The organism is Streptomyces sp. NPDC054796, assembly GCF_053611545.1.
The window spans coordinates 1-19,295 of the sequence record NZ_JBSHAO010000042.1 but is presented as its reverse complement, the minus strand read 5'-3'; the positions used below and the strand labels follow the sequence as shown (position 1 = coordinate 19,295).

At 71.1% G+C, this 19,295-nt stretch carries 17 protein-coding genes; 9 read left to right on the top strand and 8 right to left on the bottom strand.

Annotated features, from left to right (window positions below; genetic code table 11):
• The first annotated feature begins 129 nt into the window (after window positions 1-129).
• On the top strand, window positions 130-750 hold the full coding sequence (locus ACWGJ2_RS28660; RefSeq protein WP_453349162.1) for a TetR/AcrR family transcriptional regulator: 621 nt from the start codon (window positions 130-132) through the stop codon (window positions 748-750).
• 28 nt (window positions 751-778) lie between these two features.
• Here ACWGJ2_RS28660 and cimA read toward each other — a convergent pair whose 3' ends face one another.
• Window positions 779-2,392 carry a citramalate synthase gene (gene cimA, locus ACWGJ2_RS28655; RefSeq protein ID WP_453349161.1) on the bottom strand — a complete coding sequence of 538 codons (1,614 nt, stop codon included), beginning with the start codon at window positions 2,390-2,392 and terminating at the stop codon, window positions 779-781.
• Window positions 2,393-2,858: 466 nt separating this feature from the next.
• On the opposite strand from cimA, the gene ACWGJ2_RS28650 reads away from it, so the two are divergent.
• The 3 genes from ACWGJ2_RS28650 to ACWGJ2_RS28640 are packed head-to-tail and all read left to right on the top strand — an operon-like array spanning window position 2,859 to window position 5,664.
• Complete coding sequence (locus ACWGJ2_RS28650; RefSeq protein WP_453349160.1) at window positions 2,859-3,353, top strand: hypothetical protein; 495 nt, start codon at window positions 2,859-2,861, stop codon at window positions 3,351-3,353.
• Between the two features lie 9 nt (window positions 3,354-3,362).
• Window positions 3,363-5,132, top strand: coding sequence for an alpha/beta hydrolase (locus ACWGJ2_RS28645; protein WP_453349159.1), 1,770 nt, complete (start codon window positions 3,363-3,365; stop codon window positions 5,130-5,132).
• A gap of 55 nt (window positions 5,133-5,187) precedes the next feature.
• Window positions 5,188-5,664 carry a hypothetical protein gene (locus tag ACWGJ2_RS28640; protein WP_453349158.1) on the top strand — a complete coding sequence of 159 codons (477 nt, stop codon included), beginning with the start codon at window positions 5,188-5,190 and terminating at the stop codon, window positions 5,662-5,664.
• Between the two features lie 65 nt (window positions 5,665-5,729).
• On the opposite strand, the gene ACWGJ2_RS28635 is transcribed toward ACWGJ2_RS28640, so the two are convergent.
• Both ACWGJ2_RS28635 and ACWGJ2_RS28630 read right to left on the bottom strand, forming a co-directional pair.
• A complete protein-coding gene (locus tag ACWGJ2_RS28635; protein ID WP_453349157.1) occupies window positions 5,730-6,833 on the bottom strand; it encodes a branched-chain amino acid aminotransferase in 1,104 nt (367 codons plus the stop codon).
• Between the two features lie 237 nt (window positions 6,834-7,070).
• Window positions 7,071-8,108: a 3-isopropylmalate dehydrogenase gene (locus ACWGJ2_RS28630; RefSeq protein ID WP_453349156.1), complete on the bottom strand. Its 1,038-nt coding sequence runs from the start codon at window positions 8,106-8,108 to the stop codon at window positions 7,071-7,073.
• A gap of 204 nt (window positions 8,109-8,312) precedes the next feature.
• On the opposite strand from ACWGJ2_RS28630, the gene ACWGJ2_RS28625 reads away from it, so the two are divergent.
• On the top strand, window positions 8,313-9,956 hold the full coding sequence (locus tag ACWGJ2_RS28625; RefSeq protein ID WP_453349155.1) for a purple acid phosphatase family protein: 1,644 nt from the start codon (window positions 8,313-8,315) through the stop codon (window positions 9,954-9,956).
• 74 nt (window positions 9,957-10,030) lie between these two features.
• Here ACWGJ2_RS28625 and ACWGJ2_RS28620 read toward each other — a convergent pair whose 3' ends face one another.
• Both ACWGJ2_RS28620 and ACWGJ2_RS28615 read right to left on the bottom strand, forming a co-directional pair.
• Window positions 10,031-10,171: a hypothetical protein gene (locus ACWGJ2_RS28620; protein ID WP_453349154.1), complete on the bottom strand. Its 141-nt coding sequence runs from the start codon at window positions 10,169-10,171 to the stop codon at window positions 10,031-10,033.
• A gap of 244 nt (window positions 10,172-10,415) precedes the next feature.
• Window positions 10,416-11,180, bottom strand: a complete 765-nt coding sequence (locus ACWGJ2_RS28615; protein ID WP_453349153.1) for an HAD family hydrolase — start codon at window positions 11,178-11,180, stop codon at window positions 10,416-10,418.
• Window positions 11,181-11,238: 58 nt separating this feature from the next.
• Here ACWGJ2_RS28615 and ACWGJ2_RS28610 point away from each other — a divergent pair, with 58 nt between their 5' ends.
• A complete protein-coding gene (locus tag ACWGJ2_RS28610; RefSeq protein ID WP_453349152.1) occupies window positions 11,239-11,976 on the top strand; it encodes a nitroreductase family protein in 738 nt (245 codons plus the stop codon).
• Window positions 11,977-12,076: 100 nt separating this feature from the next.
• Here the strand turns inward: ACWGJ2_RS28610 and pruA are convergent, their stop codons facing one another.
• Both pruA and ACWGJ2_RS28600 read right to left on the bottom strand, forming a co-directional pair.
• Window positions 12,077-13,708, bottom strand: a complete 1,632-nt coding sequence (gene pruA, locus ACWGJ2_RS28605; protein ID WP_453349151.1) for an L-glutamate gamma-semialdehyde dehydrogenase — start codon at window positions 13,706-13,708, stop codon at window positions 12,077-12,079.
• A 111-nt stretch (window positions 13,709-13,819) separates the two neighbouring features.
• Window positions 13,820-14,746 carry a proline dehydrogenase family protein gene (locus tag ACWGJ2_RS28600; protein ID WP_453349150.1) on the bottom strand — a complete coding sequence of 309 codons (927 nt, stop codon included), beginning with the start codon at window positions 14,744-14,746 and terminating at the stop codon, window positions 13,820-13,822.
• Window positions 14,747-14,932: 186 nt separating this feature from the next.
• Here ACWGJ2_RS28600 and ACWGJ2_RS28595 point away from each other — a divergent pair, with 186 nt between their 5' ends.
• Window positions 14,933-16,330 carry a PucR family transcriptional regulator gene (locus tag ACWGJ2_RS28595; protein WP_453349149.1) on the top strand — a complete coding sequence of 466 codons (1,398 nt, stop codon included), beginning with the start codon at window positions 14,933-14,935 and terminating at the stop codon, window positions 16,328-16,330.
• 81 nt (window positions 16,331-16,411) lie between these two features.
• Here the strand turns inward: ACWGJ2_RS28595 and ACWGJ2_RS28590 are convergent, their stop codons facing one another.
• Window positions 16,412-17,419 (bottom strand): alpha/beta hydrolase, encoded by a 1,008-nt coding sequence (locus ACWGJ2_RS28590; protein ID WP_453349148.1) that lies wholly within the window; start codon window positions 17,417-17,419, stop codon window positions 16,412-16,414.
• Between the two features lie 240 nt (window positions 17,420-17,659).
• Between ACWGJ2_RS28590 and ACWGJ2_RS28585 the strand changes: the two genes are divergently transcribed.
• Entirely contained in the window at window positions 17,660-18,265 is a 606-nt protein-coding gene (locus ACWGJ2_RS28585; RefSeq protein ID WP_453349147.1) for a PadR family transcriptional regulator, read from the top strand.
• Entirely contained in the window at window positions 18,262-19,266 is a 1,005-nt protein-coding gene (locus ACWGJ2_RS28580; RefSeq protein ID WP_453349146.1) for a hypothetical protein, read from the top strand. Before ACWGJ2_RS28585 ends, ACWGJ2_RS28580 begins: the two co-directional genes overlap by 4 nt.
• The last annotated feature ends 29 nt before the right edge of the window (window positions 19,267-19,295 follow it).

Below are 19,295 nucleotides of genomic sequence, written 5' to 3'. Positions count from 1 at the left end.
GCCGTGTGTGTCCGCGCAGCTCACGGCGTCTATAGTCCTGGTGCCGAAGCCCGGCACCGACGCCGACGCCGACGCGACGGCGCTCGCCGGGCCCGTACCACGGCCCGTACCACGAAGGAGGCGGCGGGAGTGCCAGCACGGCCAGCACGCGACGGGGGCGGGCGTCAGCGCCGCCCCGCACAGCCCCGGGAGCGGCTGCTGGCCGCCGCCATGGCCACCATCGCGGAGAACGGCCTGGACCGGCTGACCATGGCGGGCCTCGGCCGTCAGGTGGGCATGAGCAGCGGCCATCTCCTCTACTACTTCAAGACGAAGGACGAGCTGCTGCTCCAGACCCTCCAGTGGAGCGAGGAGCGGCTGGGCGCCGAGCGCCGCGCGGCGCTCGCCCGGCAGGTCCCGGCGCGCGAGCGGCTCGACGTCCTCGTCGACCTCTATCTGCCTACCGGCCACCGCGACCCGGCGTGGGCGCTGTGGCTGGAGGTGTGGAACCGCTCGCAGAACGCCGACGAGGAGGTGCGGGCCCGGCAACTGGAGCTGGAGCTGGCCTGGCACCGGGACCTGGTGGCCCTCGTGGCGGAGGGCACGGCGCGGGGCGAGTTCCGGGCGGTCGACGCCGACCGCTTCGCGACCCGCACCCGCGCCCTCCTCGACGGGTTCGGCACGCACCTGGTGGTGGGCCTGCCCGGCACGGACCGCGCGCGGGTGCTGGGCCACGTGCGGGATTTCTTCGACGAGGCCCTCACCCCGTGACGGCCCCGCCCCTCCGCCTCCCTGTCGGCTACTCCGGCGGCTCGACGCCCGCGCGCAGCAGCCCGTAGGTGTACGCGTCGTCCAGCGCCTGCCAGGACGCGGCGATGACGTTGTCCGCGACACCCACCGTCGACCACTCCGCCGTGCCGTCGCTCATCGAGATCAGCACGCGGGTCGTGGACGAGGAGCCGTGCGTGCCCTCCAGGATGCGGACCTTGTAGTCGACGAGGGAGAGCCGCGCCAACTGCGGGAAGATCCGCTCAAGGCCGGCGCGCAGGGCGCGGTCCAGCGCGTTGACCGGGCCGTTGCCCTCACCCGTGGTGACGAGCCGCTCCCCCTTGGCCCACGCCTTGACCGTGGCCTCGTTGGCCTGGGTGCCGTCGGGGCGCTGCTCGACGATGGCGCGCCAGGACTCCAGCCGGAAGAAGCGCGGGGCCACACCGGTGACACCGCCGTGCACCTCGTCGCGCAGCAGCAGCTCGAACGAGGCGTCGGCGGCCTCGTACGTGTAGCCCTTCAGCTCCTGCTCCTTGACCCGCGCCACGATCCGCCCGACCAGCTCGCGGTCGCCCGCGAGGTCGTATCCCAGCTCCTTGCCCTTCAGCTCGACGGAGGCGCGGCCCGCCATGTCGGAGACGAGCATCCGCATGGTGTTGCCGACCAGCTCCGGGTCGATGTGCTGGTAGAGGTCGGGGTCCACCTTGATCGCGGAGGCGTGCAGCCCGGCCTTGTGGGCGAAGGCGGAGGTGCCCACGTAGGGCTGATGCGTGGAGGGGGTGAGGTTGACGACCTCGGCGATGGCGTGCGAGATGCGGGTGGTCTCGCGCAGCGCGCCCTCGGGCAGCACCTGCTTGCCGTACTTGAGCTGGAGCGCGGCGACGACGGGGAAGAGGTTGGCGTTGCCGACCCGCTCGCCGTAGCCGTTGGCGGTGCACTGCACGTGGGTGGCGCCTGCGTCGACGGCGGCGAGGGTGTTGGCCACCGCGCAGCCCGTGTCGTCCTGCGCGTGGATGCCCAGACGGGCCCCGGTGTCGGCGAGCACGGTGCGGACGACGGCCTGGATCTGGGCCGGGAGCATCCCGCCGTTGGTGTCGCACAGCACGACGACCTCGGCGCCCGCGTCGTGCGCGGCACGCACGACGCGCTTCGCGTAGGTGGGATTGGCGTGGTAGCCGTCGAAGAAGTGCTCGCAGTCGACGAAGACCCGCCGCCCCTGCTCACGCAGGTGGGAGACGGTGTCCCTGACCATGTCCAGGTTCTCTTCGAGCGTCGTGCGCAGGGCCAGCTCGACGTGCTTGTCGTGCGACTTGGCCACCAGCACGACGACCGGCGCCTGCGAGTCGAGCAGCGCCTTGACCTGCGGGTCGGTCTGCGCGGGTACGCCCGCCCTGCGGGTGGAGCCGAAGGCGACCAACTGGGCGTGCTGGAAGTCGATCTCCTTGCGGGCCCGCTCGAAGAACTCCGTGTCGCGCGGGTTGGCTCCCGGCCAGCCGCCCTCGATGAAGCCGACCCCGAACTCGTCGAGGTGGCGGGCGATGGTCAGCTTGTCGGCGACGGTCAGGTTGATGCCCTCACGCTGTGCGCCGTCGCGCAGCGTGGTGTCGAAGACGTGGAAGGTGTCGTCCGGCACTTCGGTTGTCATGGCTGGTGGCTCCTGGCTGGGTCAGTGGTTCCGGAAGGAAGCGCTCCACTTGCCCCCATCTTCCCTCGCGCCCCCGCCTCCGGCCCTGGTGGGGCCAGAAAACGAAAAAACCCCTCGCGGGTGCGAGAGGTCTGCGCGCGGGTCTGGGACACGGTGCCGGCTGCCGCACGGATCTGTCTGCGGCAACCGGTCACTGCGGACCGGCGCGCCTGCTGCCGATAATCATGGCGAACGAGGGCACGGTGGCAGTCTTGCACAGGCCCGCGCCCGATTCGCCCGTCGTCTCACGATGCGGATGTGAGGTGGACAACGCCTCGGGACGCCCCCCTTTCGACCTCTCCCGGCGGCCTCTTACGACAATCCGACCCGATGGGGTGTATCTGAGTGTGCATACTCATGCGCGCTGCGTTGCCACACCAGAAGATGGGCCCGTCACAGGCTGCGGCGAGCGAGGAGCGGACGGGAAATGCCGGAGGGCGAGCACACGGAGAGCTGGCAGCGGCTCATCGATCAGGCAGGCCGCCCCCGTGGGGACTCGGGGACAAGCATGGCCCTCGCCTCCAGCGACGGCAGAGAGCACCGAGAGCCGTGGATGGAGGGTCCCGAATCGGGCGGGGTGAGGTCCGAGAAGGCCGCGTGGACCAGGGCGGGGGAAGGGGTCGGCGCGCTCCGCAAGAACATCGGCAAGAGCCTCACCGAGCTGGGGCGGGAACAGAAGGGGCTCGGTCCCGGCTCGGACACCGGTGACGTGGAGAGCGCGGCAGCGCAGCGGGAGGTCTACCGCTCGTGGAAGCGCTACTTAGGGGACGTGGACAAGAGATGCGATCTCCTCCAGGACCGCCTGGAGAAGGCGGGCGGGCACTTCTACAAGAACGACCAGGCCATCAAGGCGGCGTTCGGACGGCTCGGAGACCGCTACGACGACACCTCGCCCGTCGGCGGCCAGGACCGGCGGGGGTGACCGGGGGCCGTGGACTACAAGACGCTCACCGCCCTGAAGCCCTCCGAGTTCGAGGACGCCGCTGACAGCTACCGCGATACCAGCGACATGGCCGGTGCGGCCAAGGACCGGGTCGAGAAGCAGGTCGGCGCCAAGATGCGGGAAGCGCTGGCGGGCAAGGCGCCGGACAAGGCACTCGGCCAGCTCGCGGAACTGGCGAAGAACTTCCATTACATCGAGACCGAGTGCGGCCTGATCAGCACCGCGCTGAACGCCCTCGCCTCCGACCTCCGCGCCGCCAAGAAGAAGCTCGACGGCGCGGCCGAGGACGCGCGGGCCGCGCACTTCACCGTGGAGCCCGACGGATCGGTGCGCTACCCGGCCGGGGGCGACGAAGTCGACGGCGAGGAACCCGAGGGCGGCACCGTCGTCGGCACCACGCAGGAACAGACGCGCACGGAGTACGACCATGCGGCCCGAGCCGACCCGAACCCGAACCGCGCGCGTGCGCAGGAGTTCGCCGACCGCATCGCCGCCGCCGTCCGGGAGGCCACCGAGGCCGACGAGAAGTGGGCCCCGAAACTGCGCCATCTCAGGGCCGACGACGACTTGGAGGTGTCCTACGCGGACTGGGCCGACGTCCAGAGGGACATGGGAGGTGTCCGGAAGGGCGCCGAAGAGTACCTGGACGGCATCAAGGAGCCGCCGGGGAACGGCAGCCCGAAGGAGAACGCCGCGTGGTGGAAGGGCCTCTCCGAGGACGAGAGAGCCGACTACGCCTCCCTGCATCCGGCAAGCGTCGGAAAGATGGACGGGCTGCCCGCCGACGTACGCGACGACGCCAACCGCGTGGTGCTGGCCGAGAAGAGGGGGCAGTACGAGATGAAGCTGGCCGCCATCGGTCCGGAGCCGTGGCCCAGGTATGTGAACGGCGGCGGACAGGTGGGGATGGTCCAGAGCGACGAGTGGATCACCTGGAACAAGAAGGCTCAGCCCCTCAAGGATTCGATCGACGGCATGAAAGCCATTGAGAACCGCTTCGCCTCCACGGGCCGCAACGGCCTCCCGCCCGCCTACCTGATGGGGTTCTCCCCGGAAGGAAACGGCCGGGCGATCGTGGCGAACGGGAACCCGGACACGGCCGACCACACGGCGGTGTACGTGCCGGGGACCACGTCGAATCTGGGGAAGATCGACGGCGACCTCAGGCGCGCGAACGATCTATGGCAGGAATCCCATTCCATGGCCTCGGACAGCAAGGTATCGACCGTGACATGGCTAGGTTACGACGCCCCGCAGGACATCGTGAAGGACTCACCCCAGAGTCACTACGCAGATGAGGGGGCACCCGCCTTCAACAAGTTCATGGACGGACTGGCGGCGGCCAACACCACGGATTCGGGTGGCCACCACACCGCCGTCGGCCATTCATATGGCACCACACTCATCGGTTCGGCGGCCCGTCAGGGCGAGCTGAACGCGGATGACGTGGTGTTCGCCGGGAGCCCGGGTGTGCAGGTGGGCGAGGCTTCCGAACTGGATGTCCCCAAGGGGCACGTCTGGAACGAAGAGGCGGAGGGGGATGCGGTTCCGGACATCGGACGCTACGGCCACGGCGGGAGCCAGTGGAAGATCGGCGGCGGCACACAGCTCATCCCCAGCGACGACGCTTTTGGCGCCCGTCAAATGGCAACTGACACTGAGGGACACAGTGATTACTGGCTCCCCGAATCAGAGAGCCTGAGAAATCAAGCAGCAGTCGTTGTCGGCGCGTACGACAAGGTGAAAATTGAGGACTAACCCCACCATCCCCCTTTCGCTTCTATCGGCATGTCTACTACTCACAGGATGCGGCTTGAGCGATCCGGAGCCCTCAGAAGACTCGAAGCCTGCCACCGTGCGGAGCATCGAAAAAGCGGACGCAGAAACAAAGCGGGTTTCCAGTCAGGTACTCGACATTATCGACGTGGAAGGCAAAGTCTCGGAACCAGGCCCCAGAGTGACTTCTTGCTCGGATAAGAATGCAGAAAAATTCTTCAAGATGCTGCACCCCTGGAGCCTGACCGGAACCAGCAATGAAGAGCTGCGGCAAGCGATGACCCGGCTCAGGGAGAACCTGCCGAAAAAGGGCTGGAAGATCGTGGGCTACGGCAGGAACAACAGCAAGGACAAGTCCCTGGAGCTGACGGCTGACAACCACGAGAAGAGGTTCGGCCTCAACGTGGAGCTGTGGGAGGAAGCAGAAGGCAGCGGCGAGAAGCCGAAGCTGATCGTGAATGTGGTCTCCGGCTGCTACCGGGTCCCGGAGGGCGAGACAGTCGACCGGTACTGAGACCCCGCCGCCGACGGGCGGACCCCGTCGGCGGCGGCACCGGCGTCAGCCGTACCGGCACAGCCTCAGCCCAACCGGTGCATCCACCCGTGCGCGTCCTCCGCGCGCCCCGTCTGGACCCCGAGCAGCGCCTCACGCAGCCGCATCGTGATCTCGCCGGGTCCGCCGTCGCCGACGGTCCAGGAGCCGCTGGTGGACTTCGCCTCGCCGACCGGGGTGATCACGGCCGCCGTGCCGCAGGCGAAGACCTCGCTGATGGAGCCGTCCGCGTTGCCCTGGCGCCAGTCGTCGGTGGAGATGCGGGCCTCGGCCGTCTTGTAGCCGAGGTCGGCCGCGATGGTGAGCAGGGAGTCGCGGGTGATGCCGGGCAGCAGGGTGCCGGTCAGCTCGGGGGTGACGATGGTGGCCTCCGGGCCGGTCCCGTACACGAAGTACAGGTTCATGCCGCCCATCTCCTCGATCCAGCGGCGCTCGTTCGCGTCCAGCCAGACCACCTGGTCGCAGCCGTGCTGCGCGGCCTCGGCCTGGGCGACGAGTGACGCGGCGTAGTTGCCCGCGCACTTGGCCTCGCCCGTGCCGCCGGGCGCGGCGCGCACGTAGTCCTCGGAGAGCCAGACGGAGACGGGCTTGATGCCGCCGGAGAAGTAGGGTCCCGCGGGCGAGGCGATGATCATGAAGAGGTACTCGTTGGCCGGGCGCACGCCCAGGCCGACCTCGCTCGCGAACATGAAGGGCCGCAGGTACAGCGACTCCTCGCCCACGCCGGGGACCCACTCCCTGTCCTGCTGGACGAGCAGGTCGCACGCCTCGATGAAGGTCTCGACGGGCAGCTCGGGCATGGCGAGCCGCCGGGCGCTGCGCTGGAAGCGCTTGGCGTTGGCGTCGGGGCGGAAGACGGCGACGGAGCCGTCGGGCTGGCGGTAGGCCTTCAGCCCCTCGAAGATCGACTGCGCGTAGTGCAGCGTCATGTTGGCCGGGTCCATCTGGAGCGGCGCGTACGGCTGGAGCTGCGCGTCGTGCCAGCCCCGGCCCTCGGTCCACTTGATGGTGATCATGTGGTCCGTGAAGTGGCGGCCGAAGCCCGGGTCGGCCAGCACTGCCTCGCGCTCCGCGTCGGACAGCGGCTGAGAGGAGGGCTTGAGATCGAAGTCGATACGGGGCGTCGTCATGTGAGCGCGTCCTTCGCTGAGTGTCGTGGCGGACCGCGCTCCCGTCGCCCCTGTGCGCTGGGGTACGTGGACGTCCGAGCTTTCCCTCGTGCTGCGGCCCCGCGTCCGATTATCGCTCGCGGAGTTCCGCACAGGGATCGCGGGTGGGCGGTCCTGAGATCGATGGTGACACCCAACCGCTGAGTAGCACAGCGGCCGGGCGTCTGAGGCCCGGCCGCTGTGGTGTGACAGCCGGGGCTACTGCGCTACTCGTACCGCGAGCGCGTCGCCGATCTCGTCCGTCGTACGGGAGTCCGCGCGCTCGGAGAGGTCGGCCGTGACGGCGTCCTCGATACGGGCGGCCTCGGCCTCGAAGCCGAGGTGCCGCAGCAGCAGGGCGACGGAGAGGACCGTCGCCGTGGGGTCGGCCTTGCCGGTGCCCGCGATGTCGGGCGCCGAGCCGTGGACGGGCTCGAACATGGAGGGGAACTCACCGGTCGGGTTCACGTTCCCGGAGGCGGCCAGGCCGATGCCGCCGCTGACGGCGGCGGCGAGGTCGGTGAGGATGTCGCCGAAGAGGTTGTCGGTGACGATCACGTCGAAGCGGGCCGGGTCGGTGACGAGGAAGATCGTCGCGGCGTCGACGTGGAGGTAGTCGGTGGTGACCTCGGGGTACTCCTCGCCGATCTTGTCGAAGAGGTTCTTCCAGAGGTGGCCCGCGTGCACGAGCACGTTGTTCTTGTGCACGAGGGTCAGCTTCTTGCGGGTGCGTGCGTTGGCCCGCTCGTAGGCGTCCCGCACGACGCGCTCGACGCCGTACGCGGTGTTCACGCTGACCTCGTTGGCGACCTCGGCGGGGGTGCCGGTGCGGATGCTGCCGCCGTTGCCCACGTACGGGCCCTCGGTGCCCTCGCGGACGACGACGAAGTCGATGTCCGGGCGGCCCGCGAGCGGGCTCTCCGTGTTCGGGAACAGCTTCGAGGGGCGGAGGTTCACGTAGTGGTCGAAGGCGAAGCGCAGCTTCAGCAGGAGCCCGCGCTCCAGCACACCGGAGGGGACGCTCGGGTCGCCGATCGCGCCCAGCAGGATCGCGTCGTGCTCCTTGAGCTGCTCCAGCTCGGCGTCCGGGAGGGTCTCCCCCGTCGCGTGCCAGCGCTGGGCGCCGAGATCGTACTGCTTGGTCTCCAGCTTCACGTCCTGCGGAAGGACGGCGGACAGGACCTTGAGACCCTGGGCCACGACCTCCTTGCCGATTCCGTCACCGGGGATCACTGCGAGGCTGATGCTGCGAGACATGGGGGGACCCTACTCCCCGTCCCATGGGATGACACAACCCGTCCACATCGCGGACGCGCGCAGTGGGCTTCCGCGGTGGGGTCTCGCTCGGTCTCCCACCGTGAGTTCTCACCACGGTCCTTCACCGTGGCAGTCGGGTGTCGTTCACCGTGTGTACGCCCCAGGGTCTACCGCGAGTTGGCACCCGCTGGGAATTTGGACGTCATGACCTCAGCGCGCGATCTACCGAACATGGGAGTTCCGGCACGGCTCGCCGAGCGGATGAGCATGGCCGAGCAGCACGAGTACCTGCGCGGCAAGCTGTCGCGCGGCACGAAGCGGAGTGCGGTGTCCCGGCGCGGCGTCCTGCGCGGCGGCGGCATCGTGACGGCGGGCGCGCTCGGCGGCGCCGGACTGGTCACCGCGGGCGACTCCGCGCTGGGCTCGGCCGCGCCGGGCGGGCAGCAGCTCTCGCCCACGCTCGCGGTCAGCCCGGTGCGGGTGGACGGCTCGCTCGTCGCGCCCTTCGGCCGCCATCTCGCCTTCGGGGCCGACCCGAAGACCCAGATGCGCGTCTCGTGGCAGGTGCCCTTCGCGGTCAAGCGGCCCTATCTGCGGGTCGGGCGCGCGCCGTGGGACCTCGGCAAGAAGATCGAGGCCGAGGTGCGCGCGCTGCACACCCCGTCGCTGTCCAAGGAACTGCCCGAGGTCGACCAGCTCTATCTGCACGCGGCGCTGGACGGGCTGCGGCCCGGCACCACGTACTACTACGGCGTCGGACACGACGGCTTCGACCCGACGGCGGCCGACCGGCTCGCCACGATCGGCTCCTTCACCACGGCCCCGGCCGGCTCCGGCGAGAAGTTCGTGTTCACGGCCTTCGGCGACCAGGGCGTCAGCTACGACGCGCTCGCCAACGACCAGTTGATCCTCGGCCAGAACCCGTCCTTCCATCTGCACGCGGGCGACATCTGCTACGCCGACGACTCGGGCCACGGCAAGGAGTCCGACCACTACGACGCGCGCGTGTGGGACCAGTTCCTCGCGCAGACGGAGTCGGTGGCCGCGCGGGTGCCGTGGATGGTGACGACCGGCAACCACGACATGGAGGCGTGGTACTCGCCGAACGGGTACGGCGGCCAGTCGGCACGCTGGTCACTGCCGGAGAACGGCCCTGACGCCAGGAACGCGCCGGGGGTCTACTCGTTCGTCTACGGCAACGTGGGCGTGATCGCGCTGGACGCCAACGACGTCTCCTACGAGATCCCCGCCAACAAGGGCTACACGGACGGCGCCCAGACGCGCTGGCTGGCCCGGCGCCTCAAGGAGCTGCGGGCCTCGGACGCGGTGGACTTCATCGTCGTCTTCTTCCACCACTGCGCGTACTCGACGAGCACCCACGCCTCGGACGGCGGCGTCCGCGACGCGTGGGTCGGCCTCTTCGAGAAGCACGAGGTGGATCTCGTCGTCAACGGCCACAACCACGTCTACGAGCGCACCGACCCCGTGCGGGGCGGCGAGCCCACCAGGAAGCTGCCGGTCGGCGAGACCACCGATCCCACCAGGGACGGGACGGTGTACGTGACGGCGGGCGGCGCGGGCAAGAAGCTCTACGACTTCCCCGTGCCGGACAGCTACGAGGGTCACGTGGACGACCGCGACAGCGTGCGCACCTTCCACTGGACGGAGAGCCGGGTACCGAACCCGGACCGCGTCGAGTGGTCGCGGGTGCGCTACACGGGCTTCTCGTTCCTGGCCGTCGAGTCCGACCCGGGTGCTTCGGGGCGTCCGCCCTCGCTGGACGTCACGGCCCTGGCCGAGTCGGGCGAGCGCGTCGACCACTTCAGGGTGACGCGCCGGGCTCAGTGAGCCCTCGGCACTCGCGGGACGGGGCGGACGGGACGGAGGGACGGACGGGACGGGGTGCGGCGGGAAAGTGGAGGTCAGTGCCCCGTCGCGCCGCCGTTGTCGCGGCGGTCGAGCGCGCGCTGGAGCGCGGCGGCGGCGTTCTTGCGGTCGGCGTCCTGGCCGTCCGTACGGACGGCGGCGGCGTGGCGGGCGCGGCGGCGAGTGGTCGCGTTCATGATCGGCAACTCCTTCTGCACACATGGACGAAGAAGGGACTCAACGCGCCGGAAGGGGCGGGGGCATCAGGTGCGGCAGGGGTCACCTGCCTCGGGGCACCAAGCCTCACCCGCCATTCGCTGATGAAGCGAGACGTTCGGCTCCTACAAAGGTAGAAGCCATGAGCCGTGATGTCTCGCCAATTAGTTGGCCTTCCTACTATCTGAGACGAACGCCACCCTCTCTTGCCTCGCGGCGAAGGCGTCAGGACGCCCGGGAAAGGCCCGTGAGCAGGGCGGGAAGCTCCGCCAGCGTGGTGATCCGCAGCGACGGCGCGACGGCATCCGGCGCGGCCCCCTCCGCTTCGGGGGCGGGCTCAGCGGCGGACGCGGGGGCAGGGGCGGGTTCAGGGCCCGTGCGGTCCAGCCAGACGCCCCGCAGGCCCGCGGCCTCGGCGGCGAGCGCGTCGATGTCGGCGCGATCGCCGACGTACGCGACCTCCCCCGGCGGCAGCCGCAGCGCCTCGCAGGCCGCGAGGAACGCCTCGGGCGCGGGCTTGGCGTGGCCGACGCGGTCGGCGCACAGCAGCAGCTCCAGCCGGTCGCGGATGCCGAGGGTGCGCAGCTTGCGCTCCTGGACCGTGGTGGCGGCGTTGGACAGGACGCCGTGCCGGTAGCCGGGGGTGAGCGCGTCGAGCGCCGGGAGGGCGTCGGGGAAGAGGGTCCACGCCTCCTCGTAGAGCGTCACGTAACGCCCGAACCAGGCGTCGGCCTCGGCATCGGTGAGCGGAGTGCCGAGGAAGGCGCGGGCCCGCTCCCTGCGGTGCTCCTGGAAGCCCAGTTCGCCCGCGACGAAGCGCCCGAACTGCTCCTCCATCACCGCCGCCCAGCGCGTCAGCGCCTCCTCGGCCGAGCCGTACCGCTCCAGCAGCCCCTCGGTCTCGATGTGCCGCAGGGCGGCGGCACGGTCCGAGTTCGTGTAGTCGAAGAGGGTGTCGTCAACGTCCCACAGGACGGCGCGAATCGGCATGTCAGGACGGTAACAGGGGCTGCCGCGCCGTCATCCGACGGACCTAGACTGCGCGGCCATGACAGATGACCAGGCCACTGACCACGCCACGGAGCCGGTGCCCGGATCCGGGCCTCCGCTCTTCGAGACCATGTCCACGATGCGCGCGATGCGGCGGCTCAAGCCCGATCCCGTGCCGGAGGAGATGCTGGAGCGGCTCGTCCAGGCCGCCGTCTGGGCGCCGAGCGGCTCGAACCTCCAGCAGTTCCACTACCTCGTGGTGACCGACCGGGAGGTGATGGCGCGCCTCGCCCCGCTGTGGAAGCGGTGCGTGGACGCGTACCTCGGCTCGGCGGGCAAGGCCACCCCGCCCACCATGGACGCGGACGCCTACCGGCGCATGGTCGCGGCCATCGAGTACCAGCGCGACCACTTCGCCGAGACCCCCGCGCTGATCATGCCCTGCTACCGCTACCTCCAGGACAAGGGCAGCGCCGAGGGGCTGCGCGCGATGGAGGACGCGCTCGGCGCGGACGCGACGGCGCGGCTGCTGCGGGGCAACGTGTTCGGCTCGATCGCCGAGGCGTCCAGCGTCTACCCCGGAGTGCAGAACCTGCTGCTCGCGGCACGCGGCATGGGTCTGGGGGCCACGCTGACCGTCTGGCACCTGTTCCTGGAGCGGGAGTGGAAGGAGGTGCTGGGCATCCCGAAGGACATCCACACCTTCGGCGTCGTCCCGGTGGGCTGGCCCAAGGGCAGGTTCGGCCCCGTCAGCCGCCGTCCCGTGAGCGAGGTCATCCACCGCGACCGGTGGTGACCCGTACGCCGGTGCCGTACGCCGGTCCCGGCGCGACCCGTACGCCGCCGGTCCCGGCGGCCCGTGCAAGGGGCCGCCGGGGCCGGGGGGCCAGGAGACCTCAGCCCATGTGCGGGTAGCGGTAGTCCGTCGGGGCCACCTGGGTCTCCTTGATGGCGCGCGGGGAGGACCAGCGCAGCAGGTTGAACTTCGAGCCCGCCTTGTCGTTGGTGCCCGAGGCGCGGGCGCCGCCGAAGGGCTGCTGGCCGACGATCGAGCCCGTCGGCCGGTCGTTCAGGTAGAAGTTGCCCGCCGCGAAGCGCAGCTTCTCGGAGGCCGCGGCCAGGACCGCGCGGTCCTGGGCCAGGACGGCGCCGGTGAGCGCGTAGGCCGAGGCGGACTCCATCTGGTCCAGCATGGCGTCGAACTCGCCGTCCTCGTAGACGTGGACGGCGATGACCGGGCCGAAGTACTCGGTCTTGAAGACCTCGTTCTCGGGGTCGGAGCAGGCGATGACGGTCGGGCGGACGAAGTAGCCGACCGAGTCGTCGTAGGTGCCGCCCGCGACGATCTCGCAGGTCGGGTCCTCCTTGGCGCGGTCGATCGCGGCCTTGTTCTTGGCGAACGCGCGGTCGTCGATGACGGCGCCCATGAAGTTGGACAGGTCGGTGACGTCGCCCATGGTGAGCCCGTCGGCCTCCTGGGCCAGCTCCTCCTTGAAGCCGTCCTCCCAGATGGAGCGCGGGATGTACGCGCGGGAGGCGGCGGAGCACTTCTGGCCCTGGTACTCGAAGGCGCCGCGCGTGACGGCGGTCTTCAGGATCGCCCGGTCGGCGCTGGGGTGGGCGACGATGAAGTCCTTGCCGCCGGTCTCGCCGACGATCCGCGGGTACGAGCGGTAGCCCGCGATGTTGTTGCCGACCTGCTGCCACAGGTGCTGGAAGGTGGCCGTCGAGCCGGTGAAGTGGATGCCCGCCAGCTCCGGGTGCGGCAGCGCGACCTCGGAGACGTCCTTGCCGTCGCCCGTCACCAGGTTGATGACGCCCTTGGGCATACCCGCCTCCTCCAGCAGCTCCATGAGGAGGATCGCGGAGTGGGTCTGCGTCGGGGAGGGCTTCCAGACCACGACGTTGCCCATGAGGGCGGGGGCCGTGGGGAGGTTGCCCGCGATGGCGGTGAAGTTGAACGGCGTGATCGCGTAGACGAAGCCCTCCAGCGGGCGGTGGTCCATGCGGTTCCACACGCCCTTGGGCTGGATGAGCGGCTGCTCGTTGAGGATCTCGCGGCCGAAGTGGACGTTGAAGCGCCAGAAGTCGATCAGCTCGCAGGGCGCGTCGATCTCGGCCTGCTGCGCGGTCTTGGACTGGCCGAGCATGGTGGACGCTGCGATCTTCTCGCGCCAGGGCCCGGACAGCAGCTCGGCGGCCTTGAGGATGATCGCGGCGCGGTCGTCGAAGGACAGCGCGCGCCAGGCCGGGGCCGCGGCCAGCGCCGCGTCGATCGCGTCCTGCGCGTCCTGGCGGGTGGCGTTGCGGTAGCTGCCGATGACGGCCTTGTGGTTGTGCGGCTGCACGACGTCCACGCGCTCGCCGCCGCCCATGCGCTTCTCGCCGTTGATGGTCATCGGCAGGTCGATCGGGTTCTCGGCCAGCTCCTTGAGCTGCTGTTCGAGGCGGGCGCGCTCGGCGCTGCCGGGCGCGTAGGTGTGGACCGGCTCGTTGTACGGGGCGGGAACCTGGGTCACAGCGTCCATGACTGCCGTGCCTCCTTCACTCGTGCGAACTGTCAGGTATCTCAGGTTTCAGGGTCTGTGCCGGGGCGGTGACGCCCGAGCGTCGGCGGCCCCGGGCGCGCGGCCCCGGGTTCAGCCGCGTGTGGCCAGTGAGCGCAGGAAGAACGCGAGGTTGGCCGGGCGCTCGGCGAGACGGCGCATGAAGTACCCGTACCAGTCTGTCCCGTATGGGATGTAAACGCGCATACGGTGACCCTCCGCCACCAGCCGCTCCTGCTCGGCCGCGCGGATGCCGTACAGCATCTGGAACTCGTACTCGTCGGGCTTGCGGCCGAAGCGCCGTGCCAGCTCCTGCGCGATGGCGACCATCCGGGGGTCGTGCGAGCCGATCATGGGGTAGCCGTCGCCCGCCATCAGGATCTTGAGGCAGCGGACATACGCCCTGTCCACCTCGCGCTTGTCCTGGAAGGCGACCTCGGCGGGCTCCTTGTACGCGCCCTTCACCAGGCGCACCCGCGAGCCCTCACCGGCCAGCGCGTGGCAGTCGTCCTCGGTCCTGAAGAGGTAGGACTGCACGACGGCGCCGGTCTGCGGGAAGCGCTCGCGCAGTTTCGCGAGGATCGCGAGGGTGGAGTCGACCGTGGTGTGGTCCTCCATGTCCAGGGTGACCGTCGTGCCCGCGGCGGCCGCGGCCTCGACGACGGGGAGGACGTTCGCGTAGGCGAGGTCGTCGCCGCCGGGGAGCGCCTGTCCGAAGGCCGACAGCTTCACGGACATCTCCGCGCGGGGGCCCAGGCCCTCGCTCGCGAGGGAGTCGGCGAGGGCGAGGTAGGCGTCGCGGTTGCGGAGCGCCTCGGACCGGTCCGTGATGTCCTCTCCCAGGTGGTCGAGGGTGACCTCCATGCCGTGGCCGGCCAGCGACCGCACGGTTTCGAGGCACTGGTCGAGCCGCTCGCCCGCCACATAACGGTCCACGACGGGACGGGTGACCGGCGCGGCCGAGACGACGCGACGGATGCTGTCGCTGCGCGCGGCGGCGAGAAGCACGGGACCCAGCACGGGCACCTCCACAAATGATCTTTTCAACGGCAGGGAAGCCACCCAGAACATAAGGATCGCGCCATCGCGGGACCATCGACACCTGTCACGCTTCCGTGGCCCGGATCTCAGACATCTGTATGAGGCTGTACGAGAATGGTCCGTGACGGTGGAGAAGAGCGGGACACGAGAGGGCGACGGGGACACATGCGCGAGGACTACCAGGCGCTCATCGACGAGGTGTCCACGCTGCTGGGCACCCCCGCCACGCTGGAGGGACGCGACTTCGGGCTGATCGCCTTCGGCGCCCACGAGAGCGACGGCGAGAGCCCTGACCTGGCCCTGGACACGGTCCGCACCCGCACGATCCTCCAGCGCCGCTCCACGGCCGAGGTGCGCGCCTGGTTCGAGAGCTTCGGCATCACACGCGCGACGGGGCCCGTCCGCATCCCGCCCGAGCCCGCCGCCGGTGTGGTGCACGGCCGCGTCTGCCTCCCGGCGCGCAGCGGCGGGGTGGCGTACGGCTACATCTGGCTGCTCGACGACGGCGCCCTCGACCTCGCGGGCCCGCGACTGGCCGCCGCCATGGAGTCGGCCTCGCGCATCGGCGCGCTGCTGGCGGCCGAGGCCCGTGCGGGCGCCCGCACGGGCGAGCTGCTGCGGGCACTGCTGACGGGGCCCGCGGCTTCGGGGCGCCGCGACGAGACCGTCGCCGAGCTGCGCCGCGTGCTGGGGCAGGGCGCGCAGGGCCCGATGGCGATGCTGGCGGTCACGCCCTGGGCGCCGGGCGGGGGCGGCACCGGGGCGGGCGGGGGCGAGGGCGCGGCGCCGTCGGCGGTGCCCGGCGGCACGGCCGGGATGCCGAACGTGGCGGCGCAGTGCGTGGTGCCCGTGGCAGGGCCGGACGGGGACGGCGGGAGCGGCGGAGGCGGGCCCGCGGACGGGGCCGTGGGCGGTGCCGACGGGGCGGACGGCGACGCGACGTCACGGAACGCCGCGAGCGGCCCCGGCGCGGGCGAGGGCGAAGCGGGAGGGGGCGGCGGGGACGGCTCCGGCACGTCCGCGCTCGCCGTGCTCGTGCGGCTGCGCTCCTCCGACGGCCTGGGCCCGGCCCGTACGGCGGCACAGCGGCTGCTGCGCTCGCACCCGGGAGGCGGGGGCGGGGCGGGCACGACGGGTGCGACGGGTGCGACGGGCGCGAGCGCCGGGATCAGCGCGTCCCGCACCGGGCTCGCCCAACTGCCCGCCGCATGGCGGGAGGCCGTGGCCGCGGCGCGCGCCGCACACGCCGAGCCCTCGCTCGGCGCGCCCGCCGAGTGGGCGTCGATCGGCCCGTACCGACTGCTCACCGCGCTGCCTCCGGGCGGTGTCCCGGACCCCGCCGTACGCGAACTGCTGCGGCCCGCGCACCGCGAGATGGCCCGCACAGCCGAGGTGTACCTCGACTGCGCGGGCCAGGCGGGACGCACGGCCGCGGCGCTCGGCATCCACCGGCAGACCCTCTACTACCGCCTCTCGCGCGTAGAACAGCTCACGGGCCTCGACCTGGACGACGGCGAGGACCGGCTGCTGCTGCACATGGCGCTGAAGGCGGCGCGGATGTGAGGACGGGTCAGCGGATGTCAGGGCGGGGCGGCGGACCGGGCGGCACCACGGGCGTTACGGGCGTTACAGGTGTTACAGGCGTTACGCCGGGCGGAGCCGCGCGATGATCCCGTCGAGGTCGCGCCGGAACAGGTGCTCGCGGACGAAGTGCCCGCCCGGCTCCTCGTACCACTCGTGCGGGATGCCGACATCGCCGAGGCGGGCCCGGAACTCCCGCTGGCCCGCGAGGACCTGGGTCTCGTTGACCGTGTCGAACCAGTTGACGGGGTCCGGACTGGTGCCCGCGACGAGGAAGACCCGCTTGTTGCGGTAGCTCTCGATGCGCTCGACCGGGTTGTCCGCGCTGACCCTGGCCTCGTCCCAGAACGGGGCCCCGTAGACCGTGCCGCCGCCCAGGTCCAGCGCCGCCGAGGTCGCGTTGGCCCAGTGGACGACGAGCCCCGAGTCGCGGCGCAGGCTGGCAGGACCCGAGTGCGCGCTCACCGAGGCGAAGTGGCCGTAGTACTTGGCCGCGTACTTCAGCGCGCCGAAGCCGCCCATCGAGAACCCGGAGACGGCACGCCCGTCGTACTCCGCGTACGCGCGGAAGTTCGCCTCGACCCACGGGAGCAGCTGGTTGATGTGGAAGGTCTCCCAGTTGCGCGGCCCGGTGAACGAGTTGACGGGGTTGGAGTACCAGCCCGCGTGCCCGCCGTCGGGCATCACGACGATGAGCGGCTTGCCCTCGGTCCAGGCGCGGATACCGAGCCGGTCGAAGGTGATGAAGTCCTGGTCGGTGCCGCCGCCGTGGAACAGATAGAGGACGGGGTACGTGCGTCCGCTGGTGTGGTAGCCGTCGGGGAGCAGGACGTTGACGCCCGGGTCCCATTCGACCGCGTCGGTCGCGAACCGGTAGTACCACATGCGGGGGTCGCTCTCGTTGCGGTCGACGATGCGCAGCCCGAAGCCGTCGTCGGCCGCCGGAGCCTTCGGCGCCGCGGCGGCGCCGGAGGCGGACGCGACGACGCCGCCTCCGGCGAGGGCCATCGCCGTCGAGATGCCTCCGACGGTCCTTAAGACACTTCTGCGGGTGGGTCGGTGCTCGCCCAACGCGGGCCTCCTGGTCGGGAAGTGACACGGACGCGGCTACGCGACGGACGTGACGGACGGGCGGGTTCCGCGCCGGGCGGGGCCGCCGCACCTACGCGCCGGTAGCCGCAGCAGAGGAAACCACGGGCTCCCCCGGCCCGCCAGAGCGCGCACGGACGGGCGCGAGGCTCGGGCACGGTCTCGGGCGCGGGCCCGAGACCGGACTCGCACATAGTCTATTTCGACTGTTAGATTTCGACCATGCCACGTCGCGCCCTGGACAACCCCCTCGTCCTCGCGGTGCTCGGACTGCTCGTCGAGCAGCCGACGCACCCGTACCAGATGCTCGCCGAGCTGCGGAAACGCAGCGAGGGCCACACGGCGGTGATCAGCAGGGGCTCCCTCTACAACACCGTCGAGGCCCTTGTCGCCGCCGGATGGATCGGCCCCCAGGGGCGGGAGCGCACTGGGAACCGTCCGGAGAAGACGGTGTACGCGCTCACCGAGAGCGGTCGCGAGGAACTGGTGCGGCGCCTGGACGCGCAGATCCGTGACCCGGCGCGGGAGTTCTCGCGGTTCCTGGGCGCCGTCAGCTACCTCGGCGCGCTCGGCCCCGAGGGCGCCGTCGCCGCGCTGGGCGAGCGCGCTGCGCGCCTGCGGGAGCGTACGGAGTCCGACGAGCGGCGGCTGGCCGACGTGCTCGCGTCCGGCGTGCCGCGGCTGCACGTGATCGAGGCCGAGTACGCGCTCTGCCTCGCCCGCGCCGAACTCGCCTGGACCGAAGCGACCGTCGAGGAGATCCGCACCGGCTCCCTGCCGTGGCCCGAGGGCACGGCGCCCCACGAAGAGAGGACCACCCAGCCATGACGTCAAAGAGCCTGCTCTTCGGGGTGTACCCGGGCGGGGTCGCCGGAGACGACACCGGTGGCCTCGCGTCCGGGCCGCCCGACGCCCCGGAACGGATAACGACGGCGCTGGACCAGCTCCAGGGACGGCCGGGCCGCCCCTTCCTGGTGCGCGCCTACACCGGCTTCGACGACGGCACACGCCTCGGGGGCACACGCGTCGGCGGCCCGCACCCGACCGCCGCACCGGCCAACGCGCCGCGCTACGCGGTCCGCGGCAGATCGCTCGACCTGGTGGCGCAGTACCAGTCGGCGGCGGGGGACGTCGAGGGCTACTGCCGCTACCTGCGCGAGCTGGTCGAGCAGTACGGGGCCGTCACGTCCACCCTCCAGGTGACCGAGGAGCCCAACGTCACCGGCAACCCGACGCTGGACGGCTACTACCCGGACGTGGCCCAGGCCCTTGTGCGCGGTGTCAGCGCGGCCAAGGCCCACGCCCGGCGGCTCGGCCACGGGCATCTGCGCGTCGGCTTCAATACCACCCCGCTGTTCGGGCCCGGCGCCTCCTTCATCTCCGGGCTGACGGAGCTGGCCGGGCGCGAGAGCACCGGGTTCCTGGACGACCTCGACTACGTGGGCCTGGACTTCTTCCCCGACGTGTTCCGCCCCGTCGCCGCCGATCAGCTCGCCGACGCGGTCGCGGGGCTGCTGCGGCACCACCGCGACACGGTGCTGACGCCCGCCGGGCTCGGCCGTCTGCCGCTGCACATCACCGAGCACGGCTGGCCGACGGGCCCCGAGCGCTCCCCGGAACGCCAGGCGGAGGTGGTCCGCACGGTGGTCGGCACGGTCGGGGCGCACGCGCGGGAGCTGCGGCTCAGCGGCTACACCCACTTCGCGCTGCGCGACGCGGACAGCGCGCGGACGGGACTGTTCCACCGCTTCGGCCTGCTCACCGACGACTACGCGCCCAAGCCCGCGTTCGCCGCGTACCGCGAGCTGATCGACACGCTCGGCGGCTGAGCCGGAGCCGGGCCGGACCACACCGGCTC

Bases quoted from the DNA above. Each gene is read 5' to 3' on its own strand.
- cimA (WP_453349161.1), bottom strand. From the start codon at position 2,392: ATGACAACCGAAGTGCCGGACGACACCTTCCACGTCTTCGACACCACG.
- ACWGJ2_RS28650 (WP_453349160.1), top strand. From the start codon at position 2,859: ATGCCGGAGGGCGAGCACACGGAGAGCTGGCAGCGGCTCATCGATCAG.
- ACWGJ2_RS28635 (WP_453349157.1), bottom strand. From the start codon at position 6,833: ATGACGACGCCCCGTATCGACTTCGATCTCAAGCCCTCCTCTCAGCCG.
- ACWGJ2_RS28630 (WP_453349156.1), bottom strand. From the start codon at position 8,108: ATGTCTCGCAGCATCAGCCTCGCAGTGATCCCCGGTGACGGAATCGGC.
- ACWGJ2_RS28625 (WP_453349155.1), top strand. From the start codon at position 8,313: ATGACCTCAGCGCGCGATCTACCGAACATGGGAGTTCCGGCACGGCTC.
- ACWGJ2_RS28620 (WP_453349154.1), bottom strand. From the start codon at position 10,171: ATGAACGCGACCACTCGCCGCCGCGCCCGCCACGCCGCCGCCGTCCGT.
- ACWGJ2_RS28615 (WP_453349153.1), bottom strand. From the start codon at position 11,180: ATGCCGATTCGCGCCGTCCTGTGGGACGTTGACGACACCCTCTTCGAC.
- ACWGJ2_RS28610 (WP_453349152.1), top strand. From the start codon at position 11,239: ATGACAGATGACCAGGCCACTGACCACGCCACGGAGCCGGTGCCCGGA.
- pruA (WP_453349151.1), bottom strand. From the start codon at position 13,708: ATGGACGCTGTGACCCAGGTTCCCGCCCCGTACAACGAGCCGGTCCAC.
- ACWGJ2_RS28595 (WP_453349149.1), top strand. From the start codon at position 14,933: ATGCGCGAGGACTACCAGGCGCTCATCGACGAGGTGTCCACGCTGCTG.
- ACWGJ2_RS28585 (WP_453349147.1), top strand. From the start codon at position 17,660: ATGCCACGTCGCGCCCTGGACAACCCCCTCGTCCTCGCGGTGCTCGGA.
- ACWGJ2_RS28580 (WP_453349146.1), top strand. From the start codon at position 18,262: ATGACGTCAAAGAGCCTGCTCTTCGGGGTGTACCCGGGCGGGGTCGCC.